The organism is Collinsella sp. AM16-21, from assembly GCF_003471905.1.
Lineage (GTDB): Bacteria > Actinomycetota > Coriobacteriia > Coriobacteriales > Coriobacteriaceae > Collinsella.
Window position 1 is genome coordinate 60,594 of sequence record NZ_QRKJ01000007.1, and the last position, 17,840, is coordinate 78,433.

At 62.0% G+C, this 17,840-nt stretch carries 12 protein-coding genes, 2 tRNA genes and 1 pseudogene; 5 read left to right on the plus strand and 10 right to left on the minus strand.

Annotation, left to right across the window (positions count from 1 at the left end; genetic code table 11):
- Window positions 1-22: 22 nt before the first annotated feature.
- A tRNA-His gene (locus tag DW180_RS05280) sits at window positions 23-99 on the minus strand.
- 164 nt (window positions 100-263) lie between these two features.
- On the opposite strand from DW180_RS05280, the gene DW180_RS05285 reads away from it, so the two are divergent.
- Together DW180_RS05285 and DW180_RS05290 are read left to right on the plus strand one after the other, a co-directional pair.
- The gene (locus DW180_RS05285; RefSeq protein ID WP_118237779.1) at window positions 264-1,445 is read left to right on the plus strand and encodes a pyridoxal phosphate-dependent aminotransferase; all 1,182 of its coding nucleotides are present in this window, start codon (window positions 264-266) and stop codon (window positions 1,443-1,445) included.
- Between the two features lie 141 nt (window positions 1,446-1,586).
- Window positions 1,587-2,477: pseudogene (locus tag DW180_RS05290) on the plus strand (ROK family protein).
- A gap of 114 nt (window positions 2,478-2,591) precedes the next feature.
- Here the strand turns inward: DW180_RS05290 and DW180_RS05295 are convergent.
- The 4 genes from DW180_RS05295 to argS all read right to left on the minus strand — a co-directional run bounded on the left by DW180_RS05295 (window position 2,592) and on the right by argS (window position 9,718).
- Entirely contained in the window at window positions 2,592-3,041 is a 450-nt protein-coding gene (locus tag DW180_RS05295) for a VanZ family protein (RefSeq protein WP_117758336.1), read from the minus strand.
- 7 nt (window positions 3,042-3,048) lie between these two features.
- Window positions 3,049-4,449 carry a hypothetical protein gene (locus DW180_RS05300; protein WP_117758337.1) on the minus strand — a complete coding sequence of 467 codons (1,401 nt, stop codon included), beginning with the start codon at window positions 4,447-4,449 and terminating at the stop codon, window positions 3,049-3,051.
- Window positions 4,450-4,762: 313 nt separating this feature from the next.
- Window positions 4,763-7,336: a transcription termination factor Rho gene (rho, locus tag DW180_RS05305; RefSeq protein WP_369831522.1), complete on the minus strand. Its 2,574-nt coding sequence runs from the start codon at window positions 7,334-7,336 to the stop codon at window positions 4,763-4,765.
- Between the two features lie 528 nt (window positions 7,337-7,864).
- Complete coding sequence (argS, locus tag DW180_RS05310; protein WP_117800437.1) at window positions 7,865-9,718, minus strand: arginine--tRNA ligase; 1,854 nt, start codon at window positions 9,716-9,718, stop codon at window positions 7,865-7,867.
- A 342-nt stretch (window positions 9,719-10,060) separates the two neighbouring features.
- Here argS and DW180_RS05315 point away from each other — a divergent pair, with 342 nt between their 5' ends.
- Window positions 10,061-10,546: a CarD family transcriptional regulator gene (locus DW180_RS05315; RefSeq protein ID WP_022094807.1), complete on the plus strand. Its 486-nt coding sequence runs from the start codon at window positions 10,061-10,063 to the stop codon at window positions 10,544-10,546.
- A 108-nt stretch (window positions 10,547-10,654) separates the two neighbouring features.
- Window positions 10,655-11,254, plus strand: a complete 600-nt coding sequence (locus DW180_RS05320) for an HD domain-containing protein (RefSeq protein ID WP_117758339.1) — start codon at window positions 10,655-10,657, stop codon at window positions 11,252-11,254.
- Between the two features lie 71 nt (window positions 11,255-11,325).
- Here DW180_RS05320 and DW180_RS05325 read toward each other — a convergent pair whose 3' ends face one another.
- On the minus strand, window positions 11,326-12,612 hold the full coding sequence (locus DW180_RS05325; protein WP_117655690.1) for a glutamate-5-semialdehyde dehydrogenase: 1,287 nt from the start codon (window positions 12,610-12,612) through the stop codon (window positions 11,326-11,328).
- Between the two features lie 112 nt (window positions 12,613-12,724).
- Here DW180_RS05325 and DW180_RS05330 point away from each other — a divergent pair, with 112 nt between their 5' ends.
- Window positions 12,725-14,143, plus strand: a complete 1,419-nt coding sequence (locus DW180_RS05330; protein WP_118237781.1) for an alpha/beta fold hydrolase — start codon at window positions 12,725-12,727, stop codon at window positions 14,141-14,143.
- 101 nt (window positions 14,144-14,244) lie between these two features.
- Here DW180_RS05330 and proB read toward each other — a convergent pair whose 3' ends face one another.
- The 4 genes from proB to DW180_RS05350 form a co-directional block, all read right to left on the minus strand.
- Window positions 14,245-15,372 carry a glutamate 5-kinase gene (gene proB, locus DW180_RS05335; protein WP_089572036.1) on the minus strand — a complete coding sequence of 376 codons (1,128 nt, stop codon included), beginning with the start codon at window positions 15,370-15,372 and terminating at the stop codon, window positions 14,245-14,247.
- Window positions 15,373-15,451: 79 nt separating this feature from the next.
- The gene (locus tag DW180_RS05340; RefSeq protein WP_117655692.1) at window positions 15,452-16,957 is read right to left on the minus strand and encodes a nicotinate phosphoribosyltransferase; all 1,506 of its coding nucleotides are present in this window, start codon (window positions 16,955-16,957) and stop codon (window positions 15,452-15,454) included.
- Window positions 16,958-17,041: 84 nt separating this feature from the next.
- Window positions 17,042-17,494 carry a hypothetical protein gene (locus tag DW180_RS05345; RefSeq protein WP_117716822.1) on the minus strand — a complete coding sequence of 151 codons (453 nt, stop codon included), beginning with the start codon at window positions 17,492-17,494 and terminating at the stop codon, window positions 17,042-17,044.
- A gap of 64 nt (window positions 17,495-17,558) precedes the next feature.
- A tRNA-Ala gene (locus DW180_RS05350) sits at window positions 17,559-17,631 on the minus strand.
- Between the last annotated feature and the right edge of the window lie 209 nt (window positions 17,632-17,840).

The following is a 17,840-nucleotide window of genomic DNA, read 5'->3' on the forward strand; positions in this document are numbered from 1 at the left end:
GATATCGACACGAAGCAAGAACTGGGGTGGGTAAAGGGACTCGAACCCTCGACCTACGGGACCACAACCCGTCGCTCTAGCCAACTGAGCTACACCCACCGTGTCCTGTGCGCTTCGCGCTCGACTATTATTGCAAGGAACGCCACGCGATGCAAGCCCCAATTTTCAAGAATTTTGAAAAGAGTTTTTCGAGCCCGTTTCGAGCAAATCCCACCGGTTCCATAGGAGTAAACTTGCTCCACCCAATGCTCGAAAGGATAGGCATGAAAGAACTCTCCAACCGCACGGCGGCGTTTACCGATTCGGTCATCCGCCGCATGACGCGCATCTCCAACAAGTATGGTGCCGTCAACCTGTCGCAGGGCTTCCCCGATTTCGATCCCCCGGCGCAGCTGCTCGATAGCCTCAGCACCATTGCCACCGACCCCAAGCCGCTTTACCACCAGTACTCCATCACCTGGGGCTCCCAGGCCATGCGCGAGGCGCTTGCCGCCAAGCAGGAGCACTTTATGGGCATGCCGATCAACCCCAACGAGAACATCGTGGTCACCTGCGGCTCCACCGAGGCCATGATGGCCGCCATGATGACGGTCACGAACCCCGGCGACAAGGTCGTCATCTTCTCGCCATTCTACGAGAACTACGGCGCCGACACGATCCTTTCGGGTGCGGAGCCTATCTACGTGCCGCTCAACCCACCTGCGTTCGACTTTGACCGCGAGACACTCGAGGCGGCCTTCCGCGACAACGATCCCAAGGCCATCGTCCTGTGCAACCCTTCCAACCCCTGCGGCAAGGTCTTTACGCGCGAGGAGCTCACCTTTATCGCCGACCTCTGCAAACAGTACGACGCCTACTGCATTACCGACGAGGTATACGAGCACATCGTCTACGCGCCCCACGAGCACGTCTATATGGCCACGCTGCCCGGCATGTTCGATCGAACCATCAGCTGCAGCTCGCTGTCCAAGACCTACTCCATCACCGGCTGGCGCCTAGGCTACACCATCGCTCCCGCCGAAATCACCGAGCGCATCAAAAAGGTCCACGACTTCCTCACCGTAGGCGCCGCCGCTCCCCTGCAAGAAGCCGTCGTCACCGCCCTCAACTTCGACGACAGCTATTACCAGGAGGTCCTCGACCTCTACACCGCCAAGCGCGACCTGTTCTGTCAGGGACTCGACAGCATCGGCCTTACGCACAACGTGCCGCAGGGCGCCTACTACGTGATGATGGATATCTCGGAGTTTGGCTATGACAGCGACCTCGACTTCTGCGAGGATTTGGCCTCCAAGGTGGGCGTGGGCGCCGTTCCGGGCTCGAGCTTCTTCCGCGAGCCCGTCAACCATCTGATTCGTTTCCACTTTGCCAAGCGAGACGAGACGCTCAACGCTGCGCTTGAGAACCTCAAGTCGCTACGTGATAAAATCAACCCGCGCGGGTAAGGACGGCCCGGCAACTAAAGTAACCAAAGAAGCCCCGCATCGCCCGCCGCGTTGCGAGGCTTCTTTTTATAGCGCTTTCTTAAATGGTTTAGAGCGCTATATTTTAGTCACGGAGCAACTCATCCCGGAGAGAGGAATACTATGGCAGAGCAGCAGCTTATCGGAGCGCTCGAGGCCGGCGGCACCAAGATGGTCTGCGCCACGGGCTATGCGGACGGCACGGTCCTGGAGCGTGAGCAGATCGCGACCACGACTCCGCAGGAGACCGTCGAGGCCGTCAACGCATGACTTGCCGACAAGGGCATCGCCGCGCTGGGCATCGGCGCCTTTGGCCCCACCGCAGTCAACCCTGCCTCGCCCCAATACGGCAAGATCCTGGAGACGCCCAAAACGGCATGGCGCTACTTCGACCTGCTGGGCACCATCCAAAACGAGCTCAATATTCCCTGCGGCTACGACACCGACGTCAACGTCGCCTGCCTGGGCGAGGTCACCTTTGGTTGCGCCCAGGGCCTCACTGACGTGGTGTATCTGACCATCGGTACCGGCGTGGGCGCTGGCGTGCTCTCGGGCGGTAAGCTCGTGCACGGCATGATGCATCCCGAGGCTGGCCACATCCTGGTCACGCGCGACCCGCGCGACACCATTGGCGAGCACAGCGCCTGCCCCTTCCATGACAACTGCCTCGAAGGCCTCATCGCCGGCCCCGGCGTTAGAAAGCGCTGGGATGGCAAGAGCGCCGGAGACATGGCTGATGACCCGGAAGCCATGGACCTGCTCGCCGGCTATCTGGCACAGGCACTCATGACCTACACGCTGTGCTACGCGCCGCAAAAGATCATCATCGGCGGCGGCGTGGCCGACCACACTCCCATCGTGCCGCTCGCACGCAAAAAGTGTGCCGAGATGCTCAACGGCTATATCGTCACGACCGAGGTCAACGACATCAATAACTACATCGTCAACAACAGCCTCGAGGGCAAGCAGGGCGTTATGGGCTGCCTGGCCCTGGGCGCACAGGCGCTTCAGTAGCAGATGAACCCACAGGGCGTGGCGCGCCCGGCAAATCCGACCTACGAAACGACGCCACCACGCCTCATATAAGCCCTCAAATAAAAAAGGCCGCCTAGGACCAAACAATACGTCCTAGGCGGCCTTTTTGGCGCACATCAGCGACCGTAAGAGATATCGGAGCACAACGCCCGTTGCCGCTCCACAGCAGTCGATCATCACATCGGTGATCATGCCGGCGCGTCCCGGCACAAAGAGCTGAATCGTCTCGTCAATCGAAGGAATCAGCAGCAGGAACACCGCCGTGGGCAGCAGCACGTCAAAGGTGCGCCGGCCCTCAAAATCAAAGGCGTGCGTTGCCAGGATGCCGAGCACCATATACTCGGAAAAATGCGCGCACTTGCGAACAACAAAGTTGGTCACCCATTCATATGGAAGTCCCACGCCGTGCAGGAAACCGCGGATAGCTTCCATGACCGTTAGGCTCAGTGAGCCCGACCCCGAGCCGGGAACCAGCGAATTGCCCCAGATCAAGAGCGCCATCAGGCAGGTTACGACCGCCCATTTTCGATTGATCTTAACCATGCAGAAGTTATGCCTCCGCGCGGAGCGGCGCGAAGCTGGCGGTACCGCCCTCGATAACGCTCAGATAAGCACGGCCCGTACGCTTGGCGGTAGAGGACTGAAGACGCTCGATCTCTTCCTCGAGGATCTGATTGACGCGCTCGTGACGACGATTTTCCATAATGCCGGCGGCAATAGCCTCGGCCCGCTCGATGCTCTCACGCGAGATACGGGCAGTATCCTCGGGGAACACAGCGCTGTGACGGCCGACATAGGCGGGGGCAGCAGGCTGAGGGGCAGCGACGGGAGCGGGGGCTGAAACAGGAGCAGGCTCGTCAATCTCATCCAGAATCGCGGTGGCGGCGGCCCACATACCCTCGTGGCCCGAGTAATCGGCCATGGGGACATCAACCTCGAGCGAGGCGTCCGGAAGGTCGCCGGTGTCGATGCGATCTTGGGCATCAATCGATGCGGTGATGGCTGCAGGCTCATCGAGGTCATCGAGATCGATGTCCGCGACACCGGAGATGATAGGCATGCTGGCGAGGTTTGCGTTGTACGGCGCAGCCTCGGCCGCCTGCTGCCGGGCAGGAGCGCCCCAAAGCGAGCTTTCGGCGGCGCGGCGGGCGGCAACGGCCTCCTCGTCCGCGGCCATGGCTTCATCAACGTACGAATTGTCGGCAGAAGCGTTCGCGTCCGCCGAGGTAGCGCTGCAGGCGTTATTGGCTGCCGCGTTGGCAACGAGTGCCACGAAAGCCGCCGTGCTGCCCGCAGGGGCGGCCTGGGAGCCCGACACGGCGCGTGCCGCAGCGGCGATGTCATCGCGATTGAAGGAGCCGGTCTGCCCGCCGTTGGTGAGCTCGTCGATGGCGACTTGATAGACGTCGCGCGAGCGCGCAGGGTCGCAGCTAACCGGCGAATCGTCGTCGAGCATGCTGTCGATCATGGACCAAGCCTCGGCCTCGTCCATAGCATCTGCGGCTCGAGCGATGGTAGGGACACCATCGTCGGCATGACGGCGTTGGAACGCACCAGTCAGGCCGGAAAGGAATGCCGAGGTAGACTGCTCCGACTGAGCCTGAAAAGCAGAAGCCGCAGCGTATGGAGTCGCATCCTGCTGCTGAGCTGGAATCGAGGCGGTCTTGAACTCGCTTTGATGCTGATTGAGATTGGCGGCACCGCCCATGGCATCGGGCTGGAACAGACGCTCTTCACGCTGCGCACGATACTCGGAGATACCCAGCGAGGCGGCATAGATACCCACGCCCGCCACCGCGCCCACGGCGAAGGGAACCGCACCCGCCACGACCGTCTCGTTCACCGACGAAAACGGCAGCGTCGCGGCATACATAACCACGGGAGCGGCAAGGCCGATCCCGCACGAAAGTCCGGCAAGGACTGCTCGTTGTGTTGCATCAGAAGAAGCCATGAGCTCTCCCCATCTTCCAGCACCCAAATCGCATCATTCAGTTGGCTGCGCGAGAGAAGATGAAGCGGGGCTATGCCCCAAAGCAACGGTATATGGTTCGTTTCATCTGCGTTTTCCGTCGCGAAGCTTAAAAGCTATTATGCGAAACCACCCTGCCGATTGCAAGCGACGATGTCGGATTGAAACGGGAAACCTGCTGCTCGTCGGTCTTACGGTCAAAAATAAGCGCGGAGCGGCGCAATGGAAAGGGGCCGAGGCTCAAAGCCCCGACCCTTTATCGCATTGATGACTATCGCAGCGCGTGGATGACAACCTAGAACGTCTGCTCGTAGTCGCTGTGTTTTTTGGCCGAACGCACCAGGAACTCCTGGTTGGTGTTGGTGCCCTTCAGACCCTTGATAAACGACGCCGCCGCACGCTCGGTATTGTTCATGCCGGCAAGAATGCGACGCAGACCAAAGACAAACGGACGCATCTGCTCGTCGACCAAGAGGTCCTCGTTACGCGTACCGGAGGCAACGGGGTCGATAGCCGGGAAGATGCGGCGGTCGGCCAGGTCGCGGTCGAGCTTAAGCTCCATGTTGCCGGTGCCCTTGAACTCCTCGAAAATGACCTCGTCCATCTTGGAACCGGTGTCGATGAGGGCAGAGGCCAGGATGGTGAGCGAGCCGCCGTTCTCGATATTGCGGGCTGCACCCAGGAAGCGCTTGGGCGGATACAGTGCCGCCGAATCGACGCCGCCCGAAAGGATGCGGCCCGAGGCAGGCGCCGCCAAGTTGTAGGCGCGGGCGAGGCGCGTGATGGAGTCGAGCACCACCACGACGTCGCCACCCAGCTCTACGATGCGCTTGGCGCGCTCGATGACGAGCTCTGCCACGCGGGTGTGGTTGTCGGCAGGCATATCGAAGGTCGACGCCACAACCTCACCCCTGATGGAACGCTGCATATCGGTGACCTCTTCGGGGCGCTCGTCGACGAGCAGGCAGATGAGGTGCACCTCGGGGTTGTTAATCGAGATAGACTGGCAGATCTTCTTGAGGATCGTGGTCTTGCCGGCCTTGGGCGGGGACACGATCAGGCCGCGCTGGCCCTTGCCGATCGGTGACACGATGTCGATGGCGCGACCGGTAATAGAGTCCTTGCCGTGCTCCATGCGCAGCGGCTCGTTGGGATAGACCGGGGTGAGGTCGCCGAACTTGGGACGGTTGCGAATCTGCTCGGGGTCCAGACCGTTGACGGTCGTGATTTTGGCGAGGCCGGCGCGCTTGTCGCCGCCGCGCGAAGGACGCAGCGAGCCCTCGATGACGTCGCCCGTGCGCAGGCGCGCGGAGCGGATGAGGTAGGCGGGCACGAAGGCGTCGTCGTTGGACTTCATGTAGCCATGGGCGTGGATGATGCCGGAGCTGTCCGGGCGAATCTGCAGAATGCCCTTGATGTCGCGGAAGCCCTCGGCCTTCGCAGCGGTGACGTAGATTTCCTCGACGAGCTCGGCCTTCTTCTTGCCGGTCGTCTCGATCTCGAACTCCTTGGCCTTCTCGCGAAGTTCGGCAACCTTCATGGCAGCGAGCTCCTCGCGCGAAAGCGTAGGCTCGGTGGGAGCGGCATTACGCTCCTTGTTGCGTTGCTTGCGATCGCGCTGGCGGTTGCGACGGTCGTTGTTGCGCTCGTCCTTGCGCTCGTTGCGCTCCTCGTTGCGCTTGTGCTGGCGACGGTTGGGGCGAGCGCCGTCTTCGCTCTCGGCGGGGGCGGCACCATCGGTTGCGGTGGTGTCAACATTGGCCGCAGCGGCGTCATTGGCCTCGGCGCCAGAATCAACCTGCGCTTCGACATCAGCATGCTGCTCGGCGGCCTTGGCCTTAACGGACTTCTTGCGACCGCGCTTGGGCTTCTCGGATGCAGGCTGTTCGACGTCCTGGGGCTCGGCGGCATCAGTCGATACATCGGCGGTCGTCTCGGTGGAATCCTCGGACGCGCCCTTCTTGGCAGCCTTAGCCTTGGACGTGCGCTTAGCAGCAGTGCGACGCCTGCGACCGGGACGGACGTCGGCGGGCTCGGCATCGGCAGAAACGGCCTCGGAAGTCGTAGCATCCTGGACGGGTTCATCGGCAGCAGTTGAGGACTTGGCGGTCGCCGCAGCATCCCGAGCGGCGGCGGCTGCGGCTGCGGCCTTCTCGGCCTCGACAAAGGCCTTGGGCTTGCGACCGCGACGGTGCGGGCGCAAAGCCGGATCGACAACGGGAACTTCGCTGGCCTCGACAGGCGCAGCGGGCTCAACAGGCGATGTGCCCTCCCCTGCCGCGGAACGGACCGAAGCCTCAGTGAGCTCGGGGGTTACCTGTTCAGCAACCTGCTCGGCCTTAGCAGCCGTGCGACGGCGTGTGCGCGGTACCGGCTTCTCGGTCGGCTGGTCGGCGACAGGAGTCTCGGTGGCGGCAGGCGTCTCGAGCACAGACGGAGCTGCAAGCTCGGTCAGAGCCGCGGCCTCGCGCTCGGCAGCACGACGGCGGGCGCGCACCACCTGAGCCTCGCTAATCTGCGCCAACGCACGTGCCTGCGCGACCTCATCGGAAATCGGCGCCGAGGAGTCAGCTGCAACGGTGAGCTTGGCGCGCGTCGTGCGCGTGGTACGGCGCTTTGGCTTGGTGACCTCCTCGCCGTCAGCGGCAGGCTTGGCCGTGCGGCGCGTGCGCTTGGGCTTTGCCGGAGCAGCCTCCTCACCAGTTGCAGGCACGGCCTTCTCAGCCGCTACAGGCATAGGCGTCGAAGCAGCCTTAGGCGTCTCAGGAGCCGAGGCTTGCGCGGGCGCCGCGACCTGGTCCGACGCAACCGGTGCAGCGGGAGCGGCCTGCGTCGTCGTTATTTCGTTTTCTTGCTGTTGATCAGACACAGTGTTTGCTCAACTTTCTTTTCAAGCCCTGTGATCACATGCTCCCTGCATAAACCTTCAGGGCGGCTAAACAGTCTAGTTCCGTTCAAAACGACGGACATCATTGATCTGTATCGAGATGATTGCGTCAACTACGCAGCGTTAGTGTAACACAACCGCCGCCACCTGCAACTTAGTCATTGGGGACGTTCTTAAACGACTAGTCAAAAGGGACACTCTTTGTTTGCCACCCACAAATCTGACTGCCTCCGCCAAAACTATGGCGGTTTACTACGATGAATCGCTCAACCGCGACCACTCCGAAACTTGTTGAACTAAAACCGCAGGTAGATGCCTTGCACTTTTTAGCAAAAAGCCGGCGTGGTTAGAATTCCTCAATTCATCGTAGTAAACCGGCATAGTTTCGTATTTCTAGCAGCTCCAAATTCATCAATACGTCGGCGTTTGCGAAAAAAGCCCGACCTCCGTAGGAGATCGGGCTTATAGGGCTCAGTTAAACCAAACCTACACGGTCAAATGACCCGCAGATTACATCTGCTCGGGCGCGGAAACGCCAACGAGGGTAAGCACCAGGGCGAGCGTCACGCGGACAGCGTCGCAAGCTGCCAGACGGGCGCGCGAAAGCTCGGGGTCGACGGGACGGCCCTCGCTCGGCAGAACCTGGCAGGCAGCGTAGAAGCTGTGGAAGTCGCCGGCGAGCTCCTCGGCAAAGTGGGTCAGACGGAACGGAGCGCGATCGCGAGCACAGCTGGCGATCAGGTCGGTGAGCTCGTTGAGCTTGCGCGAAAGGGCGAGCTCGGTCGGGTCGGTCAGCAGCGAGTAATCGACGTTCTCACCGATGGCCTTGGCGGCAACGGCCTTCATGCCCATCTCGTCGGCCTGCTCGGCGGTAACGTCGGCGGCACGGCGCAGGATGGAGCACACGCGGGCGTGAGCATACTGCACGTAATAGACCGGGTTGGAGTTGTCGCGCTTCTTAACGGCCTCGATGTCGAAGTCGACCATCTGGTTGGAGCTCTTGGAGATGAGCGTGTAGCGAGCGGCATCGGAGCCGACCTCGTCGACGAGCTCCTGCAGGGTCACCATGGTGCCCTTGCGCTTGGACATACGGACGGGCTTGCCGTTACGCAGCAGGTTGACGAGCTGACCCAGCAGAACCTCAAACTTGCCGGGGTAACCCAGAGCGTCGCAGACGCAGCGGACGCGCTCGATGTAACCGTGGTGGTCGGCGCCCCAGATGTCGATGACGTGATCGACGCGCTGGAACTTATCCCAGTGATAGGCGACGTCGGAGGCGAAGTAGGTGTACTCGCCGTCGGACTTGATCAGGACGCGGTCCTTGTCGTCGCCCAGATCGGTGGAGCGGAACCACAGGGCGCCGTCCTTGGTGTAGAGGTAGCCCATCTTGTCGAGCTTCTCAAAAGCGCGGTCGACGGCGGAGGTGCCGGCGGTCTCGCCCTCGGTGTCCTTCACATACAGCGAGCGCTCGGAGTACCAACGGTCAAAGTCGCAGTTGACGGCGTGGCAGAGGTCGCGCATGTTGTCGACCATCTTCACGTAGCCGCGCTCACGGAAGCTCTCCATGCGCTCCTGCGGATCGGCGTCGACCCACTTGTCACCGTCGGTGCGCCAGAACTCGGCAGCCTCATCGATGATGTAGTCGCCGCCGTAGGAGTCCTTGCCCAGGGTCTCGGCAAAGTTGTCCTGATACGGATGGGTCTCGGGATGCTCGTCGTTCTCGTCGGCAACGAAGGCGTCGCGATCGGCGATCAGCAGCTTGTGAGCCTCGTCGATATCAACGCCCTGCTTGGCGATGATGTCGGCAAGCTGCATATAGCGCGTGCTGATGGAGTTGCCGAAGGTGTTCATCTGAGAGCCGTGGTCATTGATGTAGAACTCACGCTGGATCTCATAGCCGGCGTGGTCCATAACGCGGCAGAGCGAATCGCCCAGCGCGGCCCAGCGGCCGTGGCCGATGTGCATGGGGCCGACGGGGTTGGCGGAAACGAACTCGACCTGGGTCTTCAGGCCACCACCGACGTTAGACTTAGCGAAGTCCATGCCCTTCTCGCGAGCCTCGCCAAAGATGGCATTCTTGACGGCAACGGAGAGGTAGAAGTTGATGAAGCCGGGGCCTGCGATCTCGACCTTCTCGATCGCGGGGTCCTCGGGCATATGGGCAACGATGGCCTCGGCGATCTTGCGCGGGGCGCAGTGGGCCAGCTTGGCGGACTTCAGGGCCATGGTAGAGGTCCACTCGCCATGAGAAGTGTCAGCCGGTCGCTCGATAGCGCAATCGTCAAGTTCAAATGCGGAAAGGTCGCCGGCCTCCTGGGCCGCAGCAAGCGCAGCGCGTACCAGCTCTTCAATCTTCTCGGGCATAGATCCTCCTTGTGTTAAAGCCCCCGAGCTCTTGGTCACTCGTAGGGCAAAAGCCAGAGTTTGTAGCACTCTATCACAAGCGACGGGCACTGTCGCAGGGTAAAGCTAATAGATATTGCATATGCACAAAAATGACTACAGCTTGCATGGAGTCACTCAAAGATGCCGGTCTGCCTGCAGATTATGCAGGCGTTGAAAATGCATAAAGGTGTGAATGAGCTGCGTCTGTTATCGAATACTCTTACCTATCAGAATTGTGTGCTTTTCCTGCATAAAGTAAGGGTTTCCGCACGTCAGCGTGGTATTCTAGACATACGCAAATTCGTATAAGTTGGAGGTAGCATGTTCTCAATCGGTCAACACGTCATTCATCCGGGTCAGGGAGTCTGCACCGTCGTCGGTTTTAGGGACGACACGCCGCAGCCCATGCTGCTGCTCGAGACCAAGCAGGGGCATGCGCAGACGATTCTCATGTACCCCGTGGCGCAGGCCGACCGTCTACATGCCGCCATCTCTCAACAGGATGCCGAGCACCTGCTGAGCCACTACGACGAGCTGGAATGCGACACCTTTACCGAGCGCAACAGCTCGCTTGAGGAAACGCACTTTAAGCAGCAGCTTAAGCTAGGTGCACCCGAGACAGTCCGTGTGGCAAAAACCATGATGCACCGCATTCGCCAGGCCGAGGAAGCTGATAAAAAGCCCAGCTCCTACTACATGCGCGTACTCAAGGAGGCCAAGCGTCGTTCCATCGAGGAGTTCGCCGTGGCCTTGGGCGTCACCGAGGAGGACGCCGAAGCTCGCCTAGCCCAAGCCGCCCTCAACTAACCCATCCGCGCCAAAAACCACCACAAAGGGGACAGGCACCTTTGTGGTGGTTTTCTTGTTCCAGTAGTATTCATTCTTAGCGATACCCACGAGCACAAGGAGTCTCTTATGGCAGAGCCGCTTACCGCCGGAATCACCCGCGACCGCGCGTTCGAACTGCTCAACGAGCACAACAAGGACCCGTTCCACATCACCCATGGCGAGACGGTCGAGGGCACCATGCGCTACTTTGCGCGCGAGTTCGACCCCGAGAACGAGGAGTTTTGGGGCATCGTCGGCCTGCTGCACGACCTGGATTGGGAGGAGCATGAGGATGACCCCATGAACCACACCATCTATGCGGCCGAGATCCTCGAGGACGAGGGCGCATCGCCCGAGCTCATCCGCGCAATTCAGACGCATACGTCCGACTTCAACTCTTCGCTACCCAAGCCCGAGCTGCAGATGGAGAAGATCCTGTTTGCCTGCGACGAACTCACCGGTCTAATCGGTGCTGCCGTGATCATGCGTCCGAGCAAAAGCGTCATGGACTTTACGACCAAGTCGCTCAAGAAAAAGTTCAAGGATAAGCGCTTTGCCGCCGGCTGCTCACGCGACGTGATTTCGCAGGGCGCCGAGATGCTGGGCTGGGAGCTTCCCGAGCTCTTCGACCGTACCATCGCGGCCATGCAATCCTTCGCGCCCGATCGCGATACCTTCCAGGCCTAACCGCCCACGCCACCTAAAACCACCACAAAGGAGACAGGCGCCTTTGTGGTGGTTTTTCGTTTGCAACAGGTTTAGGGGCGGACCTGGCCGGTGCCGCGGAGCTTGTATTTGTAGGTGGTGAGGGCCTCGGCGGCAAAGGGGCCGCGGGCGTGGAGCTTTTGGGTCGAGATGCCAATCTCGGCGCCCAGGCCAAACTCGCCGCCGTCGGTAAAGCGCGTGCTGGCGTTGGCATACACGGCCGAGGCATCGACCTCGTCCAGGAAGCGCTCGCAAGCATCCGTGTCCTCTGCAACGATGGCCTCGGAGTGCATCGTGCCGTAGCGGTTGATGTGCGCGATGGCCTCGTCCTCGTTCGCCACGACCTTCACGCTCATCTCGAGCGCCAGATACTCGCGACCCCAGTCCTCCTCAGTCGCGGCAACGTAGTCATCGCCCTCGGCAAGCCCGGTGTCGGCGCATGCGGCGCACGTGGCCTCGTCGCCGTGAATGAGCACGCCGTGGTCATGCAGCACGGCCACGACCGCAGGCAAAAACGCATCGGCCACGGCACGGTCGACCAGCAGCGACTCGGCGGCATTGCACACGCCCACGCGCTGCGTCTTAGCGTTGACGATAATATTGAGCGCTTTATCGAAGTCGGCGGATTCATGCACGTAGATGTGGCAGTTACCCGTGCCCGTCTCGATCACCGGAACGAGCGACTCGCGCACGCAGCGCTGGATCAGGCCTGCACCGCCGCGCGGAATGAGTACGTCGACAACACCGCGGAGCTTCATGAGCTCGCCAGTGGCCTCGCGGTCGGTGGACTCGATCATCGACACGGCCTCGCGCGGGAAGCCCTTGGCCTCGAGCGCATCGGCCAGCAGCTCAGAAATCATGGCACACGAGTGATAGGCCAGCGAGCCGCCGCGCAGAATGCAGGCGTTGCCGGTACGGATGCAGATGCCCGCGGCGTCGGCCGTCACGTTGGGACGCGCCTCGTAAACCATGGCGACCAGGCCCAGCGGCACACTCACACGGGTCAGGTCCACGCCGCTTGCAAGCACGCGGTGGTCGAGCACGCGGCCCACGGGATCGGGCAGCTCGGCGAGCTTTTCCAGGCCGGCGGCCATGCCCTCGACGCGCTCGGGCGTCAGCAGCAGACGATCGAGCAGTCCGGCCGAGGTACCCGCATCGCGCGCAGCGGACATATCGAGCTCGTTGGCGGCGACGATGGAGTCGACGCCGTCGCGCAGCGCCGCGGCCATGGCGCGCACGGCCTCCTGGCGCTGTTCATCGCTCGCCGTGGCAAGCGAGGCCGACGCTGCCTTGGCGGCAACGGCAAGATCGTGGACATACGTGGCTATATCGACCGACATGGGCGGCCCTTTCTCCTAGAAGTTTGCAACCATGGTAGCCGATTTGCGCATGGCCTCGCCCGCGGCGGTAGAATTGGTCAACCCGAAACACCGCAACGAACGGAAGACTCACATGGCCCTCATCACTTCGTACCACGTCCCCGGCCTGTATGTCGAGGACCACAGCATCGACGTCCCCCTCGACTGGCGCGGCCTGGAGCCGATGCTCCTGGCCGTCGGCAGCACCATGCGCCGCGGCGCTATACCGACACCCATCGCCGGTGCGCCCGAGAGCATCAAGCTCTTCTACCGCGTGGTTTGCGCACCCGACCGCATCAACGACGACCTGCCGCTCCTTCTCTTTTTGCAGGGTGGCCCCGGTGGCGAGAGCCCGCGTCCGCTGTCGCCCACAAGCGATGGCTGGATCGAAGAGGCCGTCAAGCATTTCCGCGTCGTGCTGCCCGACCAGCGCGGTACCGGGCGCAGCAGCTGTGTAGACGGGCGCACGATTGCCGCACTGGGCGAGCGCGCCGAGGCGGCCGGCTCCGATGCTGCCCGCTCGCAGGCGGACTTCCTCAAGCGCCACCTCGCCAGCTCCATCGTGCGCGATTTTGAGTACCTGCGCCTGGTGGGCTTTGGCGGCAGGCCCTGGGTCACGCTCGGGCAGAGCTACGGCGGCTTTTTGACGCTGAGCTACCTGTCGCTCTTCCCCGAGGGCGTGGCGGCAAGCTTTACCTGCGGCGGCATCCCCCACGTACCGGCGAGCGCAAGCGAGGTCTACGCGCACACCTTCCCGCGCATGGCTGCCAAGACGCAGCAGTATTACAACCGCTACCCCGCCGACGTCGAGCGCGTGGCGGCCCTGGCAGATGCCCTCGAGGAGCAAAAGCCCTTGCTACCCGACGGCTCGCCGATGACGGTCGAACGCCTGCAGCTCATGGGCAGCGACTTTGGCATGAAGCCGAGCTTTGAGCGCATGCATTGGATTATCGATCATGCTTTTGTTGACGGCGACGGCACGCTGGCCTGCGGCGCCTCGGTATCTGACAGCTTTTTGATGCGCGCCTTCGAGCGCACCAACACGCGCACGAATCCGCTGTACTGGACGCTTCAGGAGTTCATCTACGCCGACGGCGACACCATGCCCATTCGCTGGGCCGCGGCAGAAGAGAAGGCCCATCGTGCCGAGTTCGACACGCTCACGCGACCGCTCATGTTTACCGGCGAGGCCATGTTCCCGTGGATGTTTGAGCAGATGCCCGAACTTAAGCCCTTCAAGCCGGCGATGGATCTGCTTATGGAAGACACCAGCTGGGACAAGATCTATGACCCGCAGCGCCTGGCGTGCAACGAGGTGCCCCTGCAGGCCGCGGTGTACTTCGATGACATGTACGTGGACTCGGGCATGCAGCTCGATACGCTCAGCCGCGTGGGCAACTCGCATGCCTGGGTGACCAACGAGTTCGAGCACGACGGCTTGCACGGCAGCGTGGTGTTCAAGCACCTCTTCGACGAAGCCCTCAACCGCGGAGACCTGCGCCAGATCTTCTAGCAAAGGAGTGTCCCAAAGTGCCGGCACATAAGGAACGTCCCCAAGTGCCGGAAAAGGAGAGGCAGCACTGCTGGCAAAACGAGCCGCAGCGCTGCCTCTCTTTATGCAAACACTATCAAGTTGTCCCTATGGATCGCGGGCTTCTCGGCCAGGTCTGCGAGCAGGCGGTTGCTGGCAATCTGGTCCTGGCGGCGGCCGGCGGCAAGCTCCAGCACGTCCGAATCGGCCTCGGCGATACCACGGGCGACAACCATGCCGCTCGGGTCGCACACGTCGAGCACATCGCCCTCGGCAAACTGGCCATCGACCTCGCGAATACCCACCGCGAGCAGCGACGATCCGCGGCTGACCAGCGCCTTCGCGGCGCCGTCATCGACCGTCACCGAGCCGTGCGCCTTGTCGCCCAGTGCAATCCACAACTTGCGCGGCGCAATGTCCAGGCGCTCCGCCGGCGGATCGAACAGCGTACCCACGCTCTCGCCGCGGGCCAGACGCACGAGCGCATCGGGCTCCTCGCCCGAGCAAATCACGCTTTGAATGCCCGCCGTCATGAGAATGCGGCTCGCGCGAATCTTGGTGATCATGCCGCCCGTACCCACCGATGTGGAAGAATCGCCCGCCGAGGCGATAATCTTGGCATCGATCTTATGCACGACCGGGATAAACTCGGCCGTCGGATCCTCATGCGGATTGGCGGTGTAGAGGCCATCGATGTCCGAGAGCGTCACGCACAGATCGGCAGAAACCAGGCAGCTCACAAGCGCCGCCAGCGTGTCGTTGTCGCCAAACTTGATCTCATCGACGGTGACGGTATCGTTCTCGTTGACGACCGGCACCACGCCGAGCTCCACCAGGCGAAGCAGGGCGTCGCGCGCGTGCAGGTAGGACGTGCGGCGCGCCGTGTCGTGACGCGTGAGCAACACGAGCGAGGTGAGCAGGTCGCGCGCATGGAACTCCTCGTCGTAGGCCGACGAGATGATGCACTGACCGGCCGAGGCGCAGGCCTGCAGGCTCGGCAGGTCGCCGACCGGCTTACGGTCGAAGCCCAGCACGGGATAGCCGCAGGCAATGGCGCCCGAGCTCACCACGATCAGGCGCCAGCCAAGCTCGCGCAGCGCTGCGGCCTGGTCGGCAAGCCCGCCGATAAAGGCGCGGTTGACCTTGCCGTCGGCGCCCACCACCGTGGACGAACCGATCTTTACCACCATCGTTTTATAAGAAGTCGTCATACGTCAAACCAATCAACTGTTCAGCGAACGGCCGAGCTGGCGGCCAAGGAAGCGTGACTCGCCCCTACCGCCCAAGGAATTAGTGAGCCCAGGGAAAGGCAGAAGCCGCGGCCATGTTCTTGCGCACAAGCTCGTCGCGCACCTGTGCCAAGCCCTGCTCCATGCCCACCACATAAGTCTGCGGGTACAGGAAGCGCTTGTAGACCGGATCCAGATGGTCCAGTGCCCAGGTGCAACGCTCGCGTGCGTCCTCAATGCTCTCGCGCGGGGCAACGGCGCTGCCATCGCGCACGATCGGCGCCAGCAGCTCGCGATACTCGAGCTCGGACACATCGGTCACCAGCGCAGCATCGTTCACGGCCACGAGGGTATTACCGCGCGCGGCGCCCTCCCCAGACAGATGATCCTCGTCATAGATCATGTCGCAGATCGGGCCGCCAAAGCCGTCGTAATAACGGCGCACGCGCTGCACACCCGGGATCGTGCGCTTGTAGGGCTGCTCGGAGAGCTTAACCACCGGCGTCCACGGATCCGTCTCGCTCGCACGGCGGGCGGAAAGCTTATACACACCGCCAAGCGCCGGCTGGTCGTAGCAGGTCGCGAGCTTGGTACCCACACCAAAGCTATCGATGGGCGCACCCTGATCGAGCAGCGACTGAATCGTGTACTCGTCCAGATCGTTGGAAACCGAGATCCCTACATAGGGCAGGCCCTCGGCATCAAAACGGCCACGCACATATTTGGAGAGCTTGGCGAGGTCGCCCGAGTCGATGCGAATAGCCGACAGGCGCTCGCCCACCGCCTCCATCTCCTTGGCAACCGTAATGGCATGCTCGCAGCCCTCGCGCACATCGTAGGTGTCGATGAGCAGCGTACAGTTCTTGGGGCTCGACTTGGCAAAGGCACGGAAGGCCTCGAGCTCGGAATCGAAGCTCATCACCCAGCTGTGCGCATGCGTGCCAAAGACGGGAATACCGTAGCGGCGGCCGGCGAGCACATTGGACGTAGAGGAACAGCCGGCAACGTAGCTCGCGCGCGCGACGGCCAGGCCGCCATCGGGACCCTGGGCGCGGCGCAGGCCAAACTCGGCCACGGGACGGCCGTCCGCCGCCAGCACCACGCGCGCCGTCTTGGTGGCGACAAGCGTCTGGAAGCCGACGATGTTGAGCAGCGCCGTCTCGAGCAGCTGGCACTCCAGCGCGGGGCCGGTAACGCGCACCATGGGCTCACGCGGAAAGACGAGCTCGCCCTCGGGGACGGCGTCGATGTTTACATGCGCACGAAAATCGCGCAGGTAGTCGAGGAATTCAGGCTTGAACATCGCGCCGCCGGCCGGGGCCTGGAGCGAGGCGAGGTAGTCGATGTCCTCGGGCGTAAAGCGCAGGTTCTCGACCAGCTCGGGCAGCTCGGCGGTACCGCACATGACGGCATAGGCGCTACCAAAGGGATGGTCGCGGTAAAACGCGGTAAAACAACCCTGCTCATTGGCCTTGCCGCTCTCCCACAGGCCCTGGGCCATAGTGAGCTCGTACAGATCGGTAAGCATTGCGATGTCGGTGGGATGAGAGATATCGGTCAAAGCCATGGGGCGACCTTTCGGATGCGTTGTGCAGAGGTTGAGGGTTGGACAAGGGCAGAGTGTTCGGACATGACGCCCGATGTAAATCGGTTAGAGCAGGCCCATGCTGGTCAGGATCGTGTAGCCCATAAAGATGACAAACGCGATGAGGGCAAGGACAATGATGATTTTTTGAGCCGGCGCCATGCCAGGGATCTCGTTCTCGCCCGTAGGCTCCTTGGAGGTAACCATGCGCTGGGCAAAGGTCATCTCGTCACGGCTCGGCTTGGGCTCGACGGACTTGGAACGAGCGGCCTTTTTAGGCTGAGGTTTGGGCGCGGCAGGTGCAGGCTTCGCGGCAGCGGGCTTGGGCGCGGGCGCCGGTGCGGGTGCGGCGTTCGCGGCGACCTCCTCGGCCTTCGCACGCTCGGCACGCAGGGCAGCCAGCTCCTCACGCTCGCGACGGGCCTCTTCCCGAGCCTCGCGGCGTGCCTTCTCAGCGCGGAGCTCTTCCAACTCAGCGCGCTCCTCGTCGGACAATGGTTGGGACTCAAGCTCGGCCATGGTACAGCCCTTTCTTTTAAAAAAAGCCGCCGACACAATGTCAGCGGCTTATCAAATCCAAGGGTGGAGACGAAGGGAGTCGAACCCTCGGCCTCTGCCATGCGACGGCAGCGCTCTCCCAACTGAGCTACGTCCCCAGGACAAGTCGATATTTTACCTACGGCTCGCCAACTGTCAACGCCCAATAACCAGTCTTTTTGGGGCGGGGCTATTTTAGCTACTTTCAGATGCCGGCTCGACCCCTGCCGAGAGTAGTCTTTTTGGGACGGGGCTTTTTAGCTGCCCCTGCCGTTAATCGGCCAAAACGTGTGCGCTCTCTGCTGGGGCTAAAAAAGCCCCGTCCCAA